This window comes from Halobacillus litoralis, from assembly GCF_020524025.1.
Taxonomy (GTDB): Bacteria; Bacillota; Bacilli; order Bacillales; family Halobacillaceae; genus Halobacillus; species Halobacillus litoralis_D.
In genome coordinates this window covers 1-19,762 of sequence record NZ_JAIVKN010000001.1, presented here as the reverse complement: position 1 = coordinate 19,762, position 19,762 = coordinate 1, and the positions used below count along the sequence as shown (strand labels likewise).

Here is a 19,762-nt window from a genome sequence, read left to right as displayed (position 1 = left end):
AGTTTCATTAACAGATTAGTACCTCAATATAACGCAGTCATAAACCTGGTTTAAATTTATTGTAAAAAGATAATAAAATATGAAGAATAAAAAAAGCAGCCCGAATACGGACTACTTCTTAGTTTCCACAAAAGAGAGCTCAATAGTCTTCTTTAATGATTTTTCTAAATGCTTCTTCTGTTTTTCCGCCTGGTATTCTTCAGGCATCCAATCCCCTTTACAGTAACATGTAATGAGAAGGTCGTCCCCTTTGCTTGTCACAGATAACGTTTGGACGGTTTGACGTCTTGTACTGTCCAGACTGTAACAAAATTTAAGCAGGGAACCAAGAAGTCTTACTTTCTTATGTTCTTCTTTTAAAAACCACTTTTTATAAGGCTGTAAAAATTGTTTGAATACCGTTTTATTCTTATAAGATGCCATAAGAGCAAGTCTGAGCCTTTCCATATGCATCAAACCATCAATCGTACGATTCGCCAGCAGATAAAAGGTATGTTGTGCACTTGACTCACCATCTATATACTCGCCCAGGTTAAAAACATAACTGGCTCTTTTAACTTCCTGCCAGTCAGATTTCCTCAAAGGTCCCACTCCTTTTTCATGGAGCTGGAAAAACAAATCATGAGTGAGGTGTTGGACGTGTTGAATTTGTTTCCCATTCAAGTCATAATCATTGATCAGTTCCTGAATGCTCTCTTCTAATACGTTAGGAAAGAGAGCCGTTCCCATATCCCTCGTTAACTGCTCATAGAAGATCCCATCACGCAGACCTTTTCTGCTGAGTATAAACCCCGTAGCTTGAATGGTATCATACAAAGAATGGAAGACTTCGGTGGCAGGGAGAATAATATCGGCACGATCTTTAGACAAACCTTCGACTTTCTGCAGTTTTTTCATAGGCAGGGTAAAAAGATAATTCTTAACAAAAGACAAGTCACTGTCTTTCATTTTATATTGGTGTAAACCGGCAAGAGGATATTCTTTTAAATTTTGATCGATCTGGACAAGGTTTCTCGCTCCTCCTCCAATACCTATTAAAGGAATATTCTTTTTGTTCAGCCATGGTAGAGACCTGAACTGCTCTAACAAGTAGCTTCTTAAGGCAGAAAATTCCTCTTCCGTAGGTAAATCTTTTCGAAAGAAGTCCTGTTTTAAGGTTAAAGCACCAAATGGAAAGCTGTGCGATTCCACAAGATTCCGGTCTTTAAAGTATGTAACTTCTGTACTTCCTCCACCAATATCTACTGTAATTCCTTCTTTAACCGATGTTGAGTTAGCTACAGCCAGATATCCATAGTATGCTTCCTCATGGTCAGAGAGGATCCTCATATCAAACCCTGTATGCTTAGAAACCTGATCAATAATTTCTTCCTGATTTTCAGCCTGTCTGATGGTCGCTGTGGCTACGCAGACCATTTCTTCCAACGTATAGGATTCAGCAACTTCTTTAAAGCTCTTTAAAGTAGTCAACAGTTTTTGAAGGCCTTCCTTAGACAACTGCCCCTCTTTTGTCAGATGATTTCTTAACCGAGCTACAGCTTTGACGTTTTCAACTTCTCGCAGGCGCCCACCTTTGTCTCTCATATAAACAACTAAACGCATTGTATTAGAGCCCACATCAATGATGGCATAAAAATTCTTGGTCACTCTCTCACCACCCTGGATTTTTTGCTATTATACCACAACAAACCGCCGTCTACTTTATAAAGTAGACGGCGGTCTGCATTTCTGGATTATCGATTTAGTAAACTACCTACATATTTCAGCAGTTCATTGGCAGAACTTGAGTTGTAACCATGCTCGTCAACAAGTGTAGCTACTACTTCGTTGATTTTCTTCAGCTGGCGTTCATCTGGAGTTTTGGTCGAGGTCGTAATTTTCACAACATCTTTCAGATCAGCAAACAGTTTCTTCTGAATTGCTTCACGCAGACGCTCATGGGATTGATAATCAAATTTCTTACCTTTTCGGGCGTACGCAGAAATCCGAATAAGTATTTCTTCACGGAAAGCCTTCTTCGCATTCTCAGAAACACCGATCTGTTCTTCTATTGAACGCATGAGGCGTTCATCAGGATTGAGTTCCTCTCCAGTCAGAGGGTCTCTTAATTTCGCTTTATTACAATAGGCTTCAACATTATCCAGGTAGTTATCCATTAGTGTAACAGCCGACTCTTCATAGGAGTATACGAAAGCCTTCTGTACTTCTTTCTTAGCAATTTCATCGTACTCTTTACGTGCCAGAGAGATAAAATCTAAGTACCTTTCCTTATCTTCATTTGAGATGGACGCATGACTGCCGAGCCCATCTTTTAACGACCGCAGCACATCCAGAGCGTTAATAGACGTCAATTCTTTTTTAATGATCGTTGATGAGATGCGGTTAATTACATAACGTGGATCAATACCGCTCATGCCTTCATCTGCATGCTCTTTCTTGAGCTCTTCAACATCTACATCACTAAACCCTTCTAATATCTCACCATCATAAAGCCTCATTTTTTTCAATACGTCTACAGAAGCTTTTTTCGATTCTTTTAGCCTTGTTAAAATAGTGAACATTGCCGCTACCTTTAAGGTATGCGGAGCAATATGAACATCACGAATATCGCTCTCACGAATCATTTTTTCATATATCCGTTCTTCCTGACTGACTTTCAGATTATACGGAACCGGCATAACAATCATCCGGGAGTGGAGAGCTTCATTTTTCTTGTTTGCTATAAACGAACGGTACTCCGCTTCGTTTGTGTGAGCAATAATTAACTCATCAGCAGAAATCAGAGCGAACCTGCCAGCCTTAAAGTTCCCTTCCTGCGTCAGACTAAGCAAGTGCCAGAGAAACTTCTCATCACACTTAAGCATCTCCTGAAACTCCATAATTCCTCGGTTGGCTTTATTTAATTCCCCGTCGAAACGATAAGCTCGCGGATCAGATTCCGATCCATACTGGGCAATGGTCGAAAAATCGATGGAACCCGTTAAATCCGCAATGTCCTGCGATTTAGGATCGGAAGGACTAAAAGTACCAATGCCTGTACGCTTATCTTCAGAGAAAAAGATCCGTTCCACGAGTACATCTTCAATCCTGCCGCCATACTCTGTTTCAACCCGCATTGTGTTTAAAGGAGATAAACTGCCCTCAATCCGAATTCCATATTCATCTTGAAAATCTTTTCTCAAATGGTTTGGAATTAAATGCAGAGGATCTTCATGCATCGGACAACCTTTAATAGCGAATACAGCGCCTTCATCTGTATGGGTATACTTTTCCATCCCCCGTTTTAGTAAATTTACCAATGTGGATTTACCTCCACTAACAGGGCCCATCAAAAGTAAAATTCTTTTCCTGACATCCAGTCTGCGGGCAGCTGGATGAAAATATTCTTCTACCAGCTTCTCCATTGCTTCATCAAGCCCATAAATATCCTCATCAAAAAATTTATAGCGTTTATGATCGTGTTCTTCTTCTACCCCCGCACTTTTCACCATATTGTAAACGCGGGAATGAGCAGATTGTGCTAAATAAGGACGCTCTTTTAAAAGCTCTAAATATTCTGAGAATGTTCCTTCCCATTTTAGTTCCTCTTCATGTTCCCGGTGGTCTTGTATCTTTTTTAAAATGTCCACTTCGCGACCTCCCCCGTCGTAAGAGACGAATTTTAATACATCCTATGCTTGGCTACTCTAAAACATGTGTCAATAAGAAAAGTCAAGGCAGCTTATAAGTATAAGCAAACGGTATAGTCATGTCCCTTTCACTACAGAGATAGTTGACTTATGCTTAGAGAATCCAACCCCTGAAACCTATACAATGAAACTAAAAATGTGCGGAGTCCCTGTCAGGAACAGCACACATAAAACAAAAACATCCACCTCTCATCTTAAAGCAGGACACTGACTTGTATTTTAAGCATCTGGATTTCAGGCCTTGGACCATAGGGAATCAGTTTAAAAATCCACATCACACCCCAGAGGGCGAGAGCATAAAAAATCCCCTCTTCCAAATACTTAAGTAACGGACAGTGACAAAGAGGAACAAGCTCTTCTCTTTATACCTATGTGCCATAGCTCTTTATATGTAAAAAAAGAGAACTGATTAAAAATCAGTCCTCCTCATAATCTCTTTCCTGTAAATGTCTCCGCCTTTTGCTTAATCCCATAAGCAGAAAAACAACAAATAAGAATAAGTTTAACCACCGGTAATCATCATAGAAAACAGCTAGGACTGCCCATATAGCAGCACTGACTAAAAAAAGGATGCTTGACAGCAGCGTTTGACTCACATTCATCCCTCCTCTTTATATTATAAATGATCGTTCCGATGATATGTCGTCCAACTTTCAGTCATAGGAATATCGTCCTATCCCCCATGTACATCTCTTCGTTTCTATATTTTGACACATTACGGTACCCTTGTTAGAATTGTTACGAATATTTTAATTGGATAAAGTACTTACTGATAGAAAGAAGGACTGCAAATGGAAACATGGTACTTTGTCGATTCAGATTTCTGTACCCCGGCCATCAATATGGCATTGGATGAAGCTTTGATGAATTGGCACCGCCAAGGCGATATTCCGCCTGTACTTAGATTTTACGGATGGAAACCCGCTGGGTTGTCTGTAGGCTATTTTCAAAAAGTTAAAGGGAAAATTGATTTGGAAGGCGTCGAAAATTATGGATTTGAACTCGTCCGGCGTCAAACAGGAGGACGAGCTGTCCTACATGACGACGAACTCACATATAGTGTTATTGTCTCGGAAGATCATAAAGACATGCCAGCTTCTGTAAAAGAAGCCTATCTTGTCATTTCAAAAGGGCTGCTTGAAGGTTTTACGAACCTTGGCATCCAGGCAGAATTCGCAATTCCAGAGGGGAAATTAGATGTTGCGGGATCCGCGGTCTGTTTCGAAGAACCCTCATGGTATGAATTAATCGTCGAAGGAAAAAAAGCAGCCGGGAGTGCTCAGACCAGAAAAAAAGGAATTATTCTCCAGCACGGCTCCATTCCGATTGAAGTCGATGACGGAAAACTTTTTGACATGTTCTTATATAAAAACGAACGGATCAAAGAGCGGGCACGCCAAGCATTCGGAGATAAAGCAGTCGCTATCAATCAGATTCTCGAAAAACCCGTGTCCTTTAACGACACCAAAGAAGCTTTTAAAAAAGGGTTTGAAAAAGGACTCAATGTAAATTTGGAACCCTTCGAGCTTTCTGAAGAACAATGGGCAGAAGTTAAGAAGATTGCAAAAGAACGTTACGAAACAGACGAGTGGAATTACGCTCGCTAACATTAGAAGGAGTGGACACATTGGCCAAAAATCAAGACTACATAAGAAAACCAGAATGGCTGAAAATTAAAATCAACACAAATAAATCCTACACAGGATTAAAGAAACTGATGCGTGAGAAAAAATTGAATACCGTTTGTGAAGAAGCCCGCTGTCCTAATATTCATGAATGTTGGAGTGAACGAAAAACAGCCACATTCATGATCTTGGGTGATACGTGTACACGCGGCTGCCGTTTCTGTGCTGTTAAAACAGGTCTTCCCAATGAATTGGACTGGGGCGAGCCTGAGCGTGTGGCTGAATCTGTTGAGATCATGGGATTGAAACACGTAGTTATTACAGCTGTTGCCAGGGACGATTTAAATGATGGAGGAGCTGCAGTATTCGCCGAGACCGTTAAAGCTGTCCGCCGCCGCGTCCCAGGCTGTACTGTCGAAATTCTACCTTCAGATATGAAAGGTGATTATGAAAGCCTGCATGCCCTGATGGATGGAGAACCGGACATATTCAACCACAACATTGAAACAGTCCGCCGACTGACTAAAAAGGTTCGAGCGCGTGCGATGTATGACCGTTCCCTTGAACTATTACGTCGAGTAAAAGAAATTCGTCCTGACACACCAACTAAATCCAGTTTAATGGTAGGTCTAGGCGAAACCAAAGAAGAAATTATTCAGGCAATGGATGACCTGCTCGCCCATAACGTTGATATTATGACGATTGGTCAATATTTACAGCCAACGAAAAAACATTTGAATGTTGAACGTTATTACCACCCGGATGAATTTGAAGAACTGAAGAAGATCGCTCTTGAGAAAGGATTTAAGCATTGTGAAGCAGGTCCTATGGTCCGTTCTTCTTATCACGCAGATGAGCAGGTGAATAACACTTCAGCTCAGCGTCGTATTAAGTACATGCAAGGGTACGAATCTCAAGGAAAAGAACTGGATACAACCAACTTCTAATCAAAAAAAACCCCTTATCCGTTTTTGGATAAGGGGTTTTTTTTACCAGAACCCTCCATAAGGGGGACGTCCATAATACCCTCCGTAATAGGGAGGCCTGCCGTAATACGGAGGTGGATAGCCATATCCTCCCCCTCCAAACCCACCATAAAAACCAGGGGCCAGCGCTCCGCCCAGGAAACCGCCTAACAATCCACCAGCAAAAGGTCCTAAGAAGAAGAAGCGTTCATCCTCATTCCTTACATCTTCTTGAACATCATATGGGTAATAATATGAGTATTGGTTCATTCATACTCCTCCAATCCAACCTTGGTTATTCACCTACTCTTCACTTTATGTATCCATCCGTTCAAACGTATAGGCATCTGTCATTTAACAAAGGATAAATTTAACTGGACAAACAATTCACATCCATTTACAAATGGGGTATAATACATAATATAAATGCTTGTCTGGCTACCAAAAGGAGGACCATTCATGAACTTAACATTGATCATTCTTGTTTGTGTCGCATATCTGACGGCAATTTTTACTGCTGGATATGATACAAAGCCTGGTACACCAAAAAAATAAGCACATGAGAAATCACATCCATAGGGATGTGATTTTTTTGATTGTATGCAGATCTCTATTATGCAAACGGTGCTATCTATTATCAAAAAAAACGGCCTTTACAGACCGTTTTTTCTTTATTTAATGAGATTTGGGAAGTCCTGCTGCTTCAAAGCGTTAAATAATATAATGGAGGCTGTATTCGAAAGGTTCAATGAACGAACGTGTTCTGTCATAGGAATACGTAAACAGCGATCCTCCAACCCTGCCAGCAACTCCTTAGGAATGCCGTCACTCTCACGTCCAAACACGAACAACAAATCTTTTTCTACCTCGCTGAAATCAAAATCTGCATAGGATTTTGTTCCGAAATTTTCGATATAATAAAATTCACCCTCAGGAAAGGTGTCATAAATTTCTTCCAAAGAATCATAATAATGAACCTTCACCTGGTGCCAATAATCAAGTCCGGCCCTTCTAAGCATCTTATCATCCGTCGAGAATCCTAATGGACGAATAAGATGAAGCTCTGTGTTGGTAGCTAAACATGTACGCGCAATATTCCCGGTATTGGCTGGAATTTCAGGCTGAAAAAGTACAATATGGTTGGGCATGTATCTCACCTCGTCTAATCTTAGTCAACTAGATTAGTATACCATATTATTCAACCATTAATTCTGAAGAATTTGTATTGTATATCTTCAGTATAAGCGGTCGAATCTTCATAAGCCCAGTACCTATGACGACTGTTCGAAGTATGAGCATTGACCAGCGGCATCCCGTCTGCATCTTTTTTCACGACAATGGTATTATGATCAAATCGACCGTTTCCCTGAAAGTCATAGCAAATGATATCTCCAGGAGAAAGCTGCTCAGCAGATGACACTTCTGTCGCGGTCAATCCCTGCCTTGCCCCACTTAAATACCATCGGAGAGCATGAGCGACAGACCAACTATAACTCCAAATCCCTCTTTCATACCACCATCCTCTCGTACGATTCGCTGCACCCCACATCGGAGCACCACCTGCACGCAGACACTGGGAAATATAATTGGTACAATCTACATCAAATTTCTTATATACGGGGTTATAGCTGTCCCACCAACGATCGGCATATCTCACTGCTTCTCTTCTATTATAGATAAAACGGTTGTCTTCTCTATATTCTTTTTCGACAAAAGGAAGAGGATAAGAATCCACTTCTGTGTTCTTATCCAACTCTTCCGTCCAAATGGTGTGCCGCAGTAATTCATCTCCTTTAAACTGAGCTTCACCACGATAAATGCCCTCTTCCAAGAAGCTGAAACGACCGCTTTTTATTAGAAGAGTTAAACGAAAAAGGTAATGAAGTTCTGTTTGATGATCATAAGCGATACGATGATAAGGTTTAATATGGAAAGTAATCCGCTGCAGATTGTGTCCTCTATTTTCTAATCCTGTAATTTTGTTCTTTAACCATTTTTCCCTGTCTTGATCATTCAATTGATCCATAATTTTTTCCCAGTACACTTGCAGTCGGTATGTATGGCTCATGTCTCTCCCCTCCTCTTTTATTTTATGAATGGAGGAACGGGACATGACCAACAAAAAAGCGGTCTCTCATAGAGACCGCTTCTTCTTTCTTAATGTGTGACAATATGGTGTTCCTTTTCAAACTCCAACAATTTTTGTTTTTTCTCAAGACCACCAGCATAGCCGACTAACTTTCCATTGCTGCCAATAACACGATGGCATGGGACGACAATAGAAAATGGATTTTTATTGATCGCTCCCCCTACAGCACGTATAGCCTTTGGAGCTCGCAGGGAAGTGGCAATGTCTTTATAGGAACGGGTTTCCCCAAAAGGAACGTGATGAAGGAGATTTCTCCATACCTGCCGTTGAAAATCTGTTCCATAGCAGTTTAAAGGGACATGGAAATCTGTCCGCTTTCCATCAAAATACTCCTTTATTTCCTTCTTCGTTTGAGTAATAAACATTTGATCGGGGTCATAAACCAATTCACCCTTAAGAAAATGTTTCTTTTTCCAAGATTGATAGGTTATAAGTCGATCCTCATAATGGCCGAAGTCGATTCGACAAACCCCTTCATCATTCGCTAATACTGTCATAGAACCTAAAGGAGTCTCGAATGTGTCGTAATATAAGAAAGAATGATGGTTCATAGCCAACCCCTTCTTTTTTAACATTTTTTTCTATTATACAAGAGGCTTTGGTAGATGAAAAGGTACAGATGTTCATTGTTCCTGAAATTGGACACCTTTTTTCATTTCAAAAAGAACTTGGCCGTCTTCCTCTCGTTTCATTGCTTCCTCAATGGCTGAGAAACACTCAGGTTTCCCTATTTTACCCAGACCCCAGGCTGCTGTACCACGAATAACCGGTCTTGGATCCTCTTTCATTAGCCGCACTAACTCATCAATAGCTGTTTCATCCTTGTAATGAGCCAGAGCAAGAATAGCATTTCGTTGTATCGGTTTTTTCCCGCGCCATGATCCAGAAATAAAACCGAATTTTTCCTTAAACTGTCTATTGGATATAGACAGCAAAGGAGTGAGCTTTGGCTTAACAATTTCCGGATCAGGCTCAAATTCCTCGTGGTGATGAAAGTCCTTTTTCCGATTTTTTGGACAAACCGTCTGGCATGTATCACAGCCGTAGAGGCGATTTCCGATTTTACTACGAAACTCATCCGGAAGAAAATCTTTCGTTTGTGTTAGAAAGGCAATACAGCGTTGTGCATTTAACTGCCCGCCTTGAACAAGCGCATCCGTCGGACAAGCATCAACGCAGATGTTGCAGTCGCCACAGCTGTCATCCACTGGTTCATCTGGTGCAAATGGAATATTAGTTACTAGTTCCCCTAAGTATACATATGAACCAAACTCAGGAGTGATCACGGCGCAATTTTTGCCGCTGAAACCAATACCAGCCCGTTCTGCAACAGCACGATCGGACAGCTCTCCTGTGTCGACCATGGATTTCAACTCAACTTCCGGAATTTTCTCCTGTAGAAAAGAGCCAAGCTGGTGCAATTTCTCCCTTAATACATCGTGATAATCTTTGCCCCAGGAGGCCCGGCAGAATATACCGCGCCTTTCCCCTTTTTTACTGCGGGGCGCCCCAGGCATCTTGGACGGGTAGGCCAGGGCGATGGAGATAATGGTCTGCGCACCAGGCATCAACAGTCCGGGCTCCGTTCTCTCATCTACGCTTCCTTTTTCAAAGCCGGACTGGTAACCTAACTCCTGCTGTCTTTTTAATCGCGCTTTCAGCTCTCCAAATACATCGGCTGAAGCAAAACCGATTTTATCGATCCCTATTTCTTTGCTGTACTCAATCACTTCTTCTTTTAGTTTATGAAAATCCACCCTGACCACCTCCTTTCTATCTTAAATCTTTTACTTTAGCTGTTCGCAGCCTATTAAGGGCAGCTGCGATTTCAAACCTTCTCGGCCTCGCAAGCTCTCCAGGGTGCTGGTCTTTAAACGGAGCAATGGAAGCTAATCCCTTCTCATCCAGCTGTTGTTCAATTCGATCAAGAAGCTCACTTAAACTTAACTCTTCTTTAAGAAGTCCTTTTTTGTCAAAATGCAAAAGAAGGTCAGCAATCATACGCGTCTGTGACATGTCTACCAATTGTTCGACACCGCTTAAATCAAGATCTTCACGTCCCATGACAATTTTGTTCCGCCCTTTTGCCTGAACTTTTTCTTTCTTTCCTTTTCGTGTCTGCAGGGTCTGAGGTAAAAAGCGGCGGTTCGGGATAGAACCGAAAGTCTCATCAGAAGATGCTGTCCGTCCGGAAGGATTTTTATCTGCAATTTCTTTTGCTTTGTCTGTTACGTTATATGGTAAATATTGATCCATCATAATGACATCGTCAGCTACATTGAAGTAATCACCTGATCCACCCATAACAAGAATGGTGGAAACCTTCAGTTCATCACGCATTTGTTTTATTTTATCGATAAACGGAGTGATTGGCTCTTTTTCCTGGACCACTAGTTCCTGCATCCGTTCATCTCGAATCATAAAGTTTGTTGCACTTGTATCTTCATCAATTAATAGTGTATTCGCACCAGCTTCTAAAGCTTCCACAACATTGGCTGCTTGAGAAGTACTTCCACTGGCATTTTCTGTAGAAAACGTAGTGGTATCTGTACCATGAGGAAGATTTTTTATGAATGGAGATATATCTACAGTTGATACTTGACGACCGTCCTCTGCTCTGACTTTTACAGCGTCTGGATCTGTGAGGACATACTCTCTGCCGTCACCTCTAATATGAGGATACACCCCACGTTCTATTGCGTTCAAGAGGGTACTTTTACCATGATAACCTCCACCTACAATCAATACAATGCCCTGCTTTAGCGCCATACCCGTTAAGGGTTCTTCACGATGCGGGATAGAAAATGAGACCCGGTTTTCCTGAGGACTTTGAAAAGGAACGGCTTCTTTCATTGGACGCTGGCTGACGCCATTCTCTCTTGGAAGAATAGATCCATCAGCGACAAAGGACATCCACCCATTCTCTCTCATTTCTTTTAGTATTGCTGAATGCTGGTCAGCAAGTCTGCAGGTTTCTTCTATCTCATTATCTGTTATTGAGAAGATTGACTGCTTTAAGATTTCTGGAATTACTGAGAAGAAAAGTTTATCAGCCTGTTTACCATTAATACGCCGGCCATTAGCCGGCAGACCCACGGTTAAACAAATGGTGGTGTCCTTGTCATTTAAATTCACAGCTGTTCGTTCTATAATTTCCTGGGCGGGCTGGTCGATTTCAACCAAACCGCTTTTACCGGATCCCTTCACACTGAATTGTGTTTTACGAATCACCTTCGCCACAGCTCTTCCTACACAATCCTCGGCATAATACTTCCTTCGAGCATTTTGTTTCCATTCTTTTTTCATTGGGCGATTTTGCTCTCCAATTTTGACTCTGATCTTTGAAGGGGCCGCAAAAGGATCTCCCTGTACGTAATCAATGAAGAGTTCGAAATTCTTGAATTTGTAAGTTCCTTGTATTTGTTTATATCCCTTATAACTTTTTCCATCGATTTGTTTTAATAGCTGCTGCAACTTCTGCATTATGGAATCCTCCCTTGAATGTATGTCTATTATAGGGTTTATCCAAATTTCATCAATAAAAAACGCAATGCTTCGTTACCCATTTAACGAAACACTGCGTTGGTTCACATAAGTATAAATAAATGCATCACAATAGTGATTGGAGCGGGTGAAGGGAATCGAACCCTCATCATCAGCTTGGAAGGCTGAGGTTTTACCACTAAACTACACCCGCAAAATAATTTAAAGTTAAGCTCAATTAAGTTGTTCGGACAACTTCTGTTGATTACATATGTAATCATAACATCCGATATCCAACGATGCAATACGATTTTTACGTTTTTTTGTCGAAAAATATATATTCTATTTACATTACTCTGGTTTTCATATCCATTAGAACTAATCTTCCCCCGCTAAAGGATTCCTTAAATATCCTCATCATAAGTTTTCGTTGAGAGTGATTTATTATAGATGAAATCCCTTTGGGTGACGACTCGCTTTCTGTGGGGGGCTAATGAACCACCTCAGACTCGTCCTCTTTGAAAATCGCATCCTTCCTATACACATCCATAGTTTTTCCAATTGATGAAGATTACAAAAAATAAAAAGAACCCCACTAAGTGCGGTTCTTTTTTCTCTTTAGTTCTGTTTTGATTGAAAGATGTAGATCATTGAAAATATGAGGAAAGCTAATAGATGAATTGAATCAATGAATAGTTTAATGAGGTCTAACAAGTCTGGGGAACTCATACCACTCACCTCCGTAAATGGAATGGCCGCTAATAGTAGTAGGCTGTAGTGGGTATGAGAGTATAATGCTGCTCTATTGTATAGATGTACTCCTTAAGGTTTCCCGTTTATTTCTTTTTATACATATCTCCCTCACTGCTCCAGACTACAAACCAATGGTTAAAAAAAAAAAGAGCCAAGGATTTGGCTCTTCTCAATCTTTATAAGATCAAAGTGTTCTTCAAAGCAGCAATTAGATTTTCGAAATCTTCGTTGACCTGCTCGTACACTTCTTTCTTCTTGTATTCTGAATTCTCTTCCATTGAGCTGCCTGGTTCAATCAACAAGGTGCGGCCTTCCATAAAGACGACTTCAATTTTTCTAGGCGGCGTGTTATCCGTCAGACTATAATCATCAAAGTATTCTTTCATGGATATAATCTTGTCTGTGAACAATGTTTCTTTTTTCAAGGACATGTCCGGGGATAAGCTAAGGACGGTTAATGTACGATCATTTCTATTCACGATAAACAATTGCTGCTGCTCTGAGTCAAGGACTTCCAGACAACGATAATTATCTGATTCAAAAAGCTCTTCTGTAAACTCTAAAACAGCAGCCGTTCGAAGGTTACTCAAGCTTTCAGTACTTAATCTTTCCTTTAGTAAAATGGACATGGAAATACCTCCTTAAAATTTTCTACATTCTTCTAATCCCCTGTACATAATTTCTAAAACAGGATTATAGAAAAATAAACATAATTTACCATATATTAAGGGGGATCTCCTCGAAAATACCTAACATTCTGACAAACTTTTATCTATTACCCTGCATTCCTATTCCATCTATGTACGATTCCATTACAATAATTCGGACAGCTCCTTAAAAGGGCTGATCGCTTCTTTATAAAATACAAGATCTTTATCTATTATCATTTGTTGAAGATTCTGGTCAGCTTCGGCTGCCATTTCTTGTAATACTTCATCTTTGGTAAGTCTCTGCAGCTGATCTATCATTTGTTGTTTCTTCTTACTGTCCTCTTCAATAACCTTCCAGTCTTCCTCTGTTTCCACTTTAAGTTCCTGCAAGTTCTCCGTTACATCTGTGCCAATACCTGCAATCAACTCTTTCATTTCATCGTCATTCTTAACATTTTGTCCAATAGCATGAAGCTTTTTATCATCCCCTGCTTCCTGATCAGCCTGGATTTTTACAGAAGTATTATCCTTGGCTATAAAAACCTGCTCATAATTTTGGTTTTGATGCGTTATATTTTGTGTGTTTTTAACTTTCACATCAGCTTTTTCTTCTATTTGAACGAGCTGCCATATTCCAAAAGCAATAACTAAAATCCCCAAAATAAATGTTCCCTTAACAAACTTGCTCATTACAATCCCATTCCTTATTTAAGTATCAAAATTATAAAACCGTACTAAATTTCCCGATGGTTCTTGTAATGAAATTGTAACATTACAAGAATATTCTGTAAACTGACGAATAAAAAAGAGAAGCATATCAGCTTCTCTCTTTTCATATTAGAGGTTTTCGATAAATAAACGAATGACATCCGCTCCGCCAATGAATGTCCCCAGCATGCTCCCTACATTAGCTAAAACTACCACAAGCAGGATCCGCGTTACTTTATTGTTCCAGAAACCTTTTACACTTGTTACATCATCCGATAAAGTTTCAAAATCAGATACATTCGGACGCTTAAAGTATGCTTGAACAAATCCTGCAAACCATCCGGCAGCCAATAATGGGTTCAGGGATGTAATAGGTGCAGCTAAGAAAGCAGCCAAAACAGCTAGTGGATGAGCAAGTGCAACCGCTGTTCCAATGGCAGAAAAGGACCCGTTCCATAGAATCCAGCTGATGGTCTGCTGCGTTCCCGCTGAGGGGTTCATCCAAAATGTATATAGGATTATGGATAAAATAAGGATAGGAATCGACCAGCCAATAATCTTGGGTATTTTAGATTTAGGGGGCCGCTGCTGTAATTGTTTTAGGTCATGATCATTATATATTTCTTTCTTTATGCCTGGTACATGAGCAGCACCAAGAACGGCGACTACTTTATTTCCTGGAGCTCTTTTAATTTTCTCTGCGAGATACTGATCTCTCTCGTCGATGAGAGGTTTTTTCAATGCAGGGAAATTGTTCGTCATGTCTTGAAGCATACCATCCAGCATATCTTGAGACTTCATCTTCTCCAGTTCCTCTTCAGATATCTGATCATTACTGAAAATCCCGTAGAAGATGGATAAGAGCAGCTTGGACTTGCCTGTAAATCCAATATTGCCCCAAATTCTTGAGAATGTAGTTTGAATATTTCTATCTGCTAAGACAAGGTCCGCTCCTATCTCTTCAGCAGATTCAATTCCCTGTATCATCTCCTGCCCTGCTTGAATACCAAACTGTTTGGCCATTCTTTTTTGAAACGATGAAATGGCTAAGTTCATTAGTAGAAGGGTCGCTTTTTTATTTTTGATGACTTCAAAAATATCTGTGTTCTTCCAGCGATCCCCATCCTGTATAGACTGAAACCGCTGTTGATCAAGTTCCACACATACCGAATCCGGTTGCTCCCTCTCAATGACTTCTTTTACCTGCTCTGCACTTTGTTTCGATACGTGAGCTGTTCCAATGAGGATATATTCTTTATCGTTTATATGAATCCTTGTAATATTCTCTTCCATTTCACACATAAATACCTTCCTTTTGTGCTCATACATTATTTTCTTCTCCCCTATTATACTAAACTAGAATGAATCAAATGAGAATCCTTTCCACTAAATTATCGTGAACATTGACATTCCTTACCCGGGAAGTTAGAATCTCTTTAAATATCCACGCTAATATATATCAATGGAGGCAGTTCCCTTTTTTTATCCCTTCCTAGTTTATATATAACCAATGTTTCTTATATAGAGGAGGAACATATACATGAAAGTCAATCAGGAAACGTTATCCAAACGTATCAAGGTAGCAAATAAAGAAATACCGGCAGACTTAGTAATTAAAAATGCAAATGTTATTGATGTATTTAACGCTGAAATTCTTCAAACCAATGTCGCTGTTGTAGATGGTTATTTTGTCGGATTAGGCGATTATGAAGGAATAGAGAGCTTTGACGCTGATGGACAATATATGGCTCCTTCTTTTATTGATAGTCACGTACATATAGAATCTTCCATGGTGCCACCATCAGAATTCGCTAAAGTTACGCTGCCCCATGGCGTCACCACCGTCATTGCAGACCCACATGAGATTGGTAATGTACTTGGTAAGAATGGACTGCGGTTTATGTTAGATGACGCGAGAGACCTTCCATTAGATTTTCATTTTATGCTTCCCTCAAGTGTACCTGCTACTCCTCATGAAACATCAGGTGCGCAATTAAAAGCAGAGGATTTAGTTCCCTTTTTATCTGACACTCATGTATTAGGTTTAGGTGAAGTAATGGACTATCCATCGCTTAGGAGTGGTGACCCGTCGCTGCTAAGAAAAATAATTGCCACAAAAGAACATGGTGGGGTTATAGATGGACACTTAGCCGGTTTAGATGAGCATGCAACGAACATATACGCCAGCGCAGGTATAAAAACAGATCATGAATGTACCACTCAGGAACAGGCATTGGAACGGCTGAGAAGGGGGATGTATCTGTTAATACGCGAGGGCTCCGCAGCTAAAGATCTTCACTCACTCCTTCCTGTTGTAAATGCTGCAAATTCAAGAAGGTGTTTATTCTGTACAGATGATAAACATATTGATGACCTTATAGAAGAAGGCAGTATCGATCATAACCTTCGCTTATCTGTCGAACATGGTCTTGATCCTATAACTGCTGTACAAATGGCTACTCTGAACGCGGCAGAGTGTTATGGCCTGAAGAATAAGGGAGCTGTCTCCCCCGGGTATATAGCTGACTTCCTACTACTTAAAGATATGGAAGCTTTTCAAGTGACACATGTATTTAAGCAAGGAAAACTAAAAGCACGTCACGGTAAGTACTTAGCAGAACCAAAGAGGAGCGCCACTGGTTTAGCATCAAGCGTGATAGACACCGTCCACCTTCCAAACATAACTAAAGAAGCATTATCTATTGAAACTAAGGGTTCAAAAAAGGCACATATTATTAAGATTAACAAAAATCAACTGCACACAGACCACATTACAGAAGAAGTGGCATCGATCAATGGCCTGTTTTTTCCTTCTTCTGAAAAAGACCAGTTAAAATTGGTTGTAGTGGAGAGGCACCATTGTACTGGAAACATAGGCTTAGGCATTGTAAAAGGAATGGGGCTCCAGTCAGGTGCAATGGCCACCACTGTTGCGCACGATTCACATAATATAGTAGCTGTAGGAACAAATGACGAAGACATCATGAAAGCTATTGACCATCTCGGGCAAATGGGGGGAGGGATGACTGTATTTGAAAATGGCAGCGAACATGCTTCCCTCCCTCTCGCTATTGCCGGATTGATGTCAGATCAAGGATACGAAAAAGTCAGTAAAAGTTTAGGCAGAATCCATGAGGTACTTTCAGCAAAAGGATTCACCGGAGACTTCAATCCATTTTTAACCCTTTCATTTTTAACCCTCCCTGTCATCCCAAGTTTAAAGATTACTGACAAAGGGCTTTTTGATGTAAAACAATCAAAACATATTAATATTATGGTCTAACTAAAAAAGAGGTCAGCGGGATATCCTGACCTCTTTTCTACTAACACTGTTCAGCTGGAGTGGGATTGACTGATGAGCTCTCTGCTTACTCTTTCTACAACTCTAGGTAAATCCTCATCTATCCTTGCACCGCTGAATCTCAAAATCGTCCAACCCTTGTGTTTAAGATAAGATTCTTTCTCCCAACTCTCTCTCTCCATATCCTTAGGATGGCGGCGATACTCTACAGCTTCAATAGCTATTTTCAGCTCAGGAAAAGCTAAATCGACCGCATACCTGTCAACTTTATAGCCAAGCACCGGATCGAGACCATGGGAGCGCATTCCTTCATACAGTTTCTTTACCAACGATGAATTAGACCTTTTAGGCCGAGTCATCATTTCGTATTTATTCTCCCTTTTCACACGAAGGATGAGCAAGATTGAAAGAATTAATAACCCCATAAAAGCTCCATACTCAACAAGCATTGTTATATTCATATTTATCACCCACTATTATTCTATCCAACCACCCATCACATCTATTCATACAATCCAGGTTAAACATTGAATCTTAATTGAATCTAAAAATATTTTGGGAGATAAAACTATAAACATAACAAAAAAACCCCTTGCCTTGAAAATTCAAGTCAAAGGGTTTTCTATGTATAGTACCGGTGGCCGGGGTCGAACCGGCACTCCGTGAGGAACACGATTTTGAGTCGTGCGCGTCTGCCAATTCCGCCACACCGGCATATGTCTTTGGAGGCGGCAACCGGAATCGAACCGGTGATAAAGGAGTTGCAGTCCTCTGCCTTACCGCTTGGCTATGCCGCCCTAACATATTCAATTACGATTATATCCTATTCAACCAACTATGAATAGGTGAATTATTTTTTAAATGGAGCGGGAGACGGGATTCGAACCCGCGACCCCCACCTTGGCAAGGTGGTGTTCTACCACTGAACTACTCCCGCAATTAAAGTGGCTGGGCCAGCTGGATTCGAACCAGCGCATGACGGTACCAAAAACCGTTGCCTTACCGCTTGGCTATGGCCCAATATAAGGTCTGTTTAATTAAATGGGGCGGTTGATGGGAATCGAACCCACGAATGCCGGAACCACAATCCGGTGCGTTAACCACTTCGCCACAACCGCCATTATTGAAAAGCAGGGGTAGTAGGAATTGAACCCACATTGACGGTTTTGGAGACCGTAGTTTTACCATTAAACTATACCCCTATTTGATTAATTGAAATATGGTGGAGGGAGTAGGACTCGAACCTACGAACCCGATGGGAGCGGATTTACAGTCCGCCGCGTTTGGCCAACTTCGCTATCCCTCCACGCTTATAAAATTTCTAATGGTGCCGGCCAGAGGACTTGAACCCCCAACCTACTGATTACAAATCAGTTGCTCTGCCAGTTGAGCTAGGCCGGCTAATAATGGTGGCTCGGGACGGAATCGAACCGCCGACACACGGATTTTCAGTCCGTTGCTCTACCGACTGAGCTACCGAGCCAAACTATGTATAAACCTTAAATGGCGGTCCGGACGGGACTCGAACCCGCGACCTCCTGCGTGACAGGCAGGCATTCTAACCAACTGAACTACCGGACCATTTGGTTGCGGGGACAGGATTTGAACCTGTGACCTCCGGGTTATGAGCCCGACGAGCTACCAGACTGCTCTACCCCGCGATAATGTGAAATATTCACTATATAGAAGATGTTTGAATAATGGTGGAGGATGCAGGGTTCGAACCTGCGACCCCTTGCTTGTAAGGCAAGTGCTCTCCCAGCTGAGCTAATCCTCCGAGTAAGTGGTGACCCGTACGGGATTCGAACCCGTGTTACCGCCGTGAAAGGGCGGTGTCTTAACCACTTGACCAACGGGCCAATCTTTTATGGCGGAGAGTGAGGGATTCGAACCCTCGAAACCGTGGTAACGGTTTACACGAATTCCAATCGTGCTCCTTCGGCCAACTCGGACAACTCTCCATAATGGCTCCAACGGTAGGATTCGAACCTACGACCGATCGGTTAACAGCCGATTGCTCTACCACTGAGCTACGTTGGAATATTTTTTGAAACCTGGCGACGTCCTACTCTCACGGGGGTAAACCCGACTACCATCGGCGCTGAAGAGCTTAACTTCTGTGTTCGGCATGGGAACAGGTGTGACCTCTTCGCCTTCATCACCAGATCTCTTTTGTCTCCTGTTTTTCAAGGACAAGAACTATTATATTATCCTTCAGAAGAAAAATCAAGGGGTAATTTCAAGTTTTTTAGAAAACCCTCAAAACTGGATAAGGAAACATCTTATATGAAAAAGAAAATCATTTCACGACTGATGATATATCAGATAGATAAGTCATCGATCCATTAGTATCTGTCAGCTCCACGTGTCACCACGCTTCCACCTCAGACCTATCAACCTCATCGTCTCTGAGGGATCTTATTTGCTTAAAGCAAAGGG

At 41.2% G+C, this 19,762-nt stretch carries 16 protein-coding genes, 16 tRNA genes and 2 rRNA genes; 3 read left to right on the top strand and 31 right to left on the bottom strand.

The annotated features are described in order from the left end of the window. Positions 1 to 111: 111 nt before the first annotated feature. From ppx to LC036_RS00160, 3 genes are all read right to left on the bottom strand, one after another. Entirely contained in the window at positions 112 to 1,647 is a 1,536-nt protein-coding gene (ppx, locus tag LC036_RS00170) for an exopolyphosphatase (RefSeq protein ID WP_226576518.1), read from the bottom strand. Between the two features lie 86 nt (positions 1,648 to 1,733). Then, on the bottom strand, positions 1,734 to 3,629 hold the full coding sequence (locus LC036_RS00165) for a PrkA family serine protein kinase (protein WP_226576515.1): 1,896 nt from the start codon (positions 3,627 to 3,629) through the stop codon (positions 1,734 to 1,736). 476 nt (positions 3,630 to 4,105) lie between these two features. After that, the gene (locus LC036_RS00160; protein WP_226576512.1) at positions 4,106 to 4,285 is read right to left on the bottom strand and encodes a hypothetical protein; all 180 of its coding nucleotides are present in this window, start codon (positions 4,283 to 4,285) and stop codon (positions 4,106 to 4,108) included. Between the two features lie 195 nt (positions 4,286 to 4,480). Here LC036_RS00160 and LC036_RS00155 point away from each other — a divergent pair, with 195 nt between their 5' ends. Next, positions 4,481 to 5,296 carry a biotin/lipoate A/B protein ligase family protein gene (locus LC036_RS00155; protein WP_319004419.1) on the top strand — a complete coding sequence of 272 codons (816 nt, stop codon included), beginning with the start codon at positions 4,481 to 4,483 and terminating at the stop codon, positions 5,294 to 5,296. A gap of 20 nt (positions 5,297 to 5,316) precedes the next feature. Beyond that, a complete protein-coding gene (gene lipA, locus LC036_RS00150) occupies positions 5,317 to 6,261 on the top strand; it encodes a lipoyl synthase (protein WP_226576509.1) in 945 nt (314 codons plus the stop codon). Between the two features lie 42 nt (positions 6,262 to 6,303). Here lipA and LC036_RS00145 read toward each other — a convergent pair whose 3' ends face one another. The 10 genes from LC036_RS00145 to LC036_RS00100 form a co-directional block, all read right to left on the bottom strand. After that, complete coding sequence (locus LC036_RS00145) at positions 6,304 to 6,549, bottom strand: hypothetical protein (RefSeq protein WP_226576506.1); 246 nt, start codon at positions 6,547 to 6,549, stop codon at positions 6,304 to 6,306. Positions 6,550 to 6,950: 401 nt separating this feature from the next. Beyond that, positions 6,951 to 7,427: a tRNA (uridine(34)/cytosine(34)/5-carboxymethylaminomethyluridine(34)-2'-O)-methyltransferase TrmL gene (gene trmL, locus LC036_RS00140; RefSeq protein ID WP_226576504.1), complete on the bottom strand. Its 477-nt coding sequence runs from the start codon at positions 7,425 to 7,427 to the stop codon at positions 6,951 to 6,953. A gap of 50 nt (positions 7,428 to 7,477) precedes the next feature. Beyond that, a complete protein-coding gene (locus tag LC036_RS00135) occupies positions 7,478 to 8,347 on the bottom strand; it encodes an amidase domain-containing protein (protein WP_226576501.1) in 870 nt (289 codons plus the stop codon). Between the two features lie 89 nt (positions 8,348 to 8,436). Then, positions 8,437 to 8,979, bottom strand: a complete 543-nt coding sequence (locus LC036_RS00130; protein WP_226576498.1) for a methylated-DNA--[protein]-cysteine S-methyltransferase — start codon at positions 8,977 to 8,979, stop codon at positions 8,437 to 8,439. Between the two features lie 72 nt (positions 8,980 to 9,051). Next, positions 9,052 to 10,185 carry a tRNA epoxyqueuosine(34) reductase QueG gene (gene queG, locus LC036_RS00125; protein ID WP_226576495.1) on the bottom strand — a complete coding sequence of 378 codons (1,134 nt, stop codon included), beginning with the start codon at positions 10,183 to 10,185 and terminating at the stop codon, positions 9,052 to 9,054. A gap of 16 nt (positions 10,186 to 10,201) precedes the next feature. Beyond that, a complete protein-coding gene (locus tag LC036_RS00120) occupies positions 10,202 to 11,911 on the bottom strand; it encodes an ABC-ATPase domain-containing protein (protein WP_226576494.1) in 1,710 nt (569 codons plus the stop codon). Between the two features lie 140 nt (positions 11,912 to 12,051). Then, a tRNA-Gly gene (locus LC036_RS00115) sits at positions 12,052 to 12,125 on the bottom strand. Positions 12,126 to 12,840: 715 nt separating this feature from the next. After that, a complete protein-coding gene (locus tag LC036_RS00110) occupies positions 12,841 to 13,293 on the bottom strand; it encodes a hypothetical protein (RefSeq protein WP_226576492.1) in 453 nt (150 codons plus the stop codon). 183 nt (positions 13,294 to 13,476) lie between these two features. Next, complete coding sequence (locus LC036_RS00105; RefSeq protein WP_226576491.1) at positions 13,477 to 14,004, bottom strand: hypothetical protein; 528 nt, start codon at positions 14,002 to 14,004, stop codon at positions 13,477 to 13,479. Positions 14,005 to 14,151: 147 nt separating this feature from the next. After that, on the bottom strand, positions 14,152 to 15,324 hold the full coding sequence (locus tag LC036_RS00100; protein WP_226579901.1) for a TraB/GumN family protein: 1,173 nt from the start codon (positions 15,322 to 15,324) through the stop codon (positions 14,152 to 14,154). A gap of 238 nt (positions 15,325 to 15,562) precedes the next feature. On the opposite strand from LC036_RS00100, the gene ade reads away from it, so the two are divergent. Next, positions 15,563 to 17,305, top strand: a complete 1,743-nt coding sequence (gene ade, locus LC036_RS00095; RefSeq protein ID WP_226576489.1) for an adenine deaminase — start codon at positions 15,563 to 15,565, stop codon at positions 17,303 to 17,305. A 50-nt stretch (positions 17,306 to 17,355) separates the two neighbouring features. Here ade and LC036_RS00090 read toward each other — a convergent pair whose 3' ends face one another. The 18 genes from LC036_RS00090 to LC036_RS00005 all read right to left on the bottom strand — a co-directional run. After that, the gene (locus LC036_RS00090; protein WP_226576486.1) at positions 17,356 to 17,784 is read right to left on the bottom strand and encodes a DUF559 domain-containing protein; all 429 of its coding nucleotides are present in this window, start codon (positions 17,782 to 17,784) and stop codon (positions 17,356 to 17,358) included. A gap of 171 nt (positions 17,785 to 17,955) precedes the next feature. After that, a tRNA-Leu gene (locus LC036_RS00085) sits at positions 17,956 to 18,037 on the bottom strand. Between the two features lie 9 nt (positions 18,038 to 18,046). Beyond that, positions 18,047 to 18,120, bottom strand: a tRNA-Cys gene (locus tag LC036_RS00080). 65 nt (positions 18,121 to 18,185) lie between these two features. Then, positions 18,186 to 18,260, bottom strand: a tRNA-Gly gene (locus tag LC036_RS00075). Between the two features lie 8 nt (positions 18,261 to 18,268). Continuing rightward, a tRNA-Gln gene (locus LC036_RS00070) sits at positions 18,269 to 18,343 on the bottom strand. A 22-nt stretch (positions 18,344 to 18,365) separates the two neighbouring features. Beyond that, positions 18,366 to 18,441 (bottom strand) — tRNA-His (locus tag LC036_RS00065). Positions 18,442 to 18,454: 13 nt separating this feature from the next. After that, positions 18,455 to 18,525: transfer RNA gene (locus LC036_RS00060), tRNA-Trp, on the bottom strand. Positions 18,526 to 18,543: 18 nt separating this feature from the next. Continuing rightward, a tRNA-Tyr gene (locus tag LC036_RS00055) sits at positions 18,544 to 18,629 on the bottom strand. A 19-nt stretch (positions 18,630 to 18,648) separates the two neighbouring features. Beyond that, positions 18,649 to 18,724, bottom strand: a tRNA-Thr gene (locus LC036_RS00050). Between the two features lie 6 nt (positions 18,725 to 18,730). Continuing rightward, positions 18,731 to 18,806, bottom strand: a tRNA-Phe gene (locus tag LC036_RS00045). 21 nt (positions 18,807 to 18,827) lie between these two features. Further along, positions 18,828 to 18,904 (bottom strand) — tRNA-Asp (locus LC036_RS00040). 3 nt (positions 18,905 to 18,907) lie between these two features. Then, positions 18,908 to 18,984, bottom strand: a tRNA-Met gene (locus tag LC036_RS00035). Between the two features lie 40 nt (positions 18,985 to 19,024). Continuing rightward, positions 19,025 to 19,100, bottom strand: a tRNA-Val gene (locus LC036_RS00030). Between the two features lie 7 nt (positions 19,101 to 19,107). Then, positions 19,108 to 19,182, bottom strand: a tRNA-Glu gene (locus LC036_RS00025). 9 nt (positions 19,183 to 19,191) lie between these two features. Beyond that, positions 19,192 to 19,284, bottom strand: a tRNA-Ser gene (locus LC036_RS00020). 4 nt (positions 19,285 to 19,288) lie between these two features. Continuing rightward, positions 19,289 to 19,363 (bottom strand) — tRNA-Asn (locus tag LC036_RS00015). 12 nt (positions 19,364 to 19,375) lie between these two features. Continuing rightward, positions 19,376 to 19,489 (bottom strand): 5S ribosomal RNA (gene rrf, locus LC036_RS00010). A gap of 159 nt (positions 19,490 to 19,648) precedes the next feature. Continuing rightward, positions 19,649 to 19,762, bottom strand: a 23S ribosomal RNA gene (locus LC036_RS00005); the annotation flags it as partial.

Coding starts and splice junctions, on each gene's coding strand:
- LC036_RS00155 (WP_319004419.1), top strand. CDS start 4,481: ATGGAAACATGGTACTTTGTCGATTCAGATTTCTGTACCCCGGCCATC.
- LC036_RS00145 (WP_226576506.1), bottom strand. CDS start 6,549: ATGAACCAATACTCATATTATTACCCATATGATGTTCAAGAAGATGTA.
- trmL (WP_226576504.1), bottom strand. CDS start 7,427: ATGCCCAACCATATTGTACTTTTTCAGCCTGAAATTCCAGCCAATACC.
- LC036_RS00135 (WP_226576501.1), bottom strand. CDS start 8,347: ATGAGCCATACATACCGACTGCAAGTGTACTGGGAAAAAATTATGGAT.
- LC036_RS00130 (WP_226576498.1), bottom strand. CDS start 8,979: ATGAACCATCATTCTTTCTTATATTACGACACATTCGAGACTCCTTTA.
- LC036_RS00120 (WP_226576494.1), bottom strand. CDS start 11,911: ATGCAGAAGTTGCAGCAGCTATTAAAACAAATCGATGGAAAAAGTTAT.
- LC036_RS00110 (WP_226576492.1), bottom strand. CDS start 13,293: ATGTCCATTTTACTAAAGGAAAGATTAAGTACTGAAAGCTTGAGTAAC.
- LC036_RS00105 (WP_226576491.1), bottom strand. CDS start 14,004: ATGAGCAAGTTTGTTAAGGGAACATTTATTTTGGGGATTTTAGTTATT.
- LC036_RS00100 (WP_226579901.1), bottom strand. CDS start 15,324: ATGTGTGAAATGGAAGAGAATATTACAAGGATTCATATAAACGATAAA.
- ade (WP_226576489.1), top strand. CDS start 15,563: ATGAAAGTCAATCAGGAAACGTTATCCAAACGTATCAAGGTAGCAAAT.
- LC036_RS00090 (WP_226576486.1), bottom strand. CDS start 17,784: ATGAATATAACAATGCTTGTTGAGTATGGAGCTTTTATGGGGTTATTA.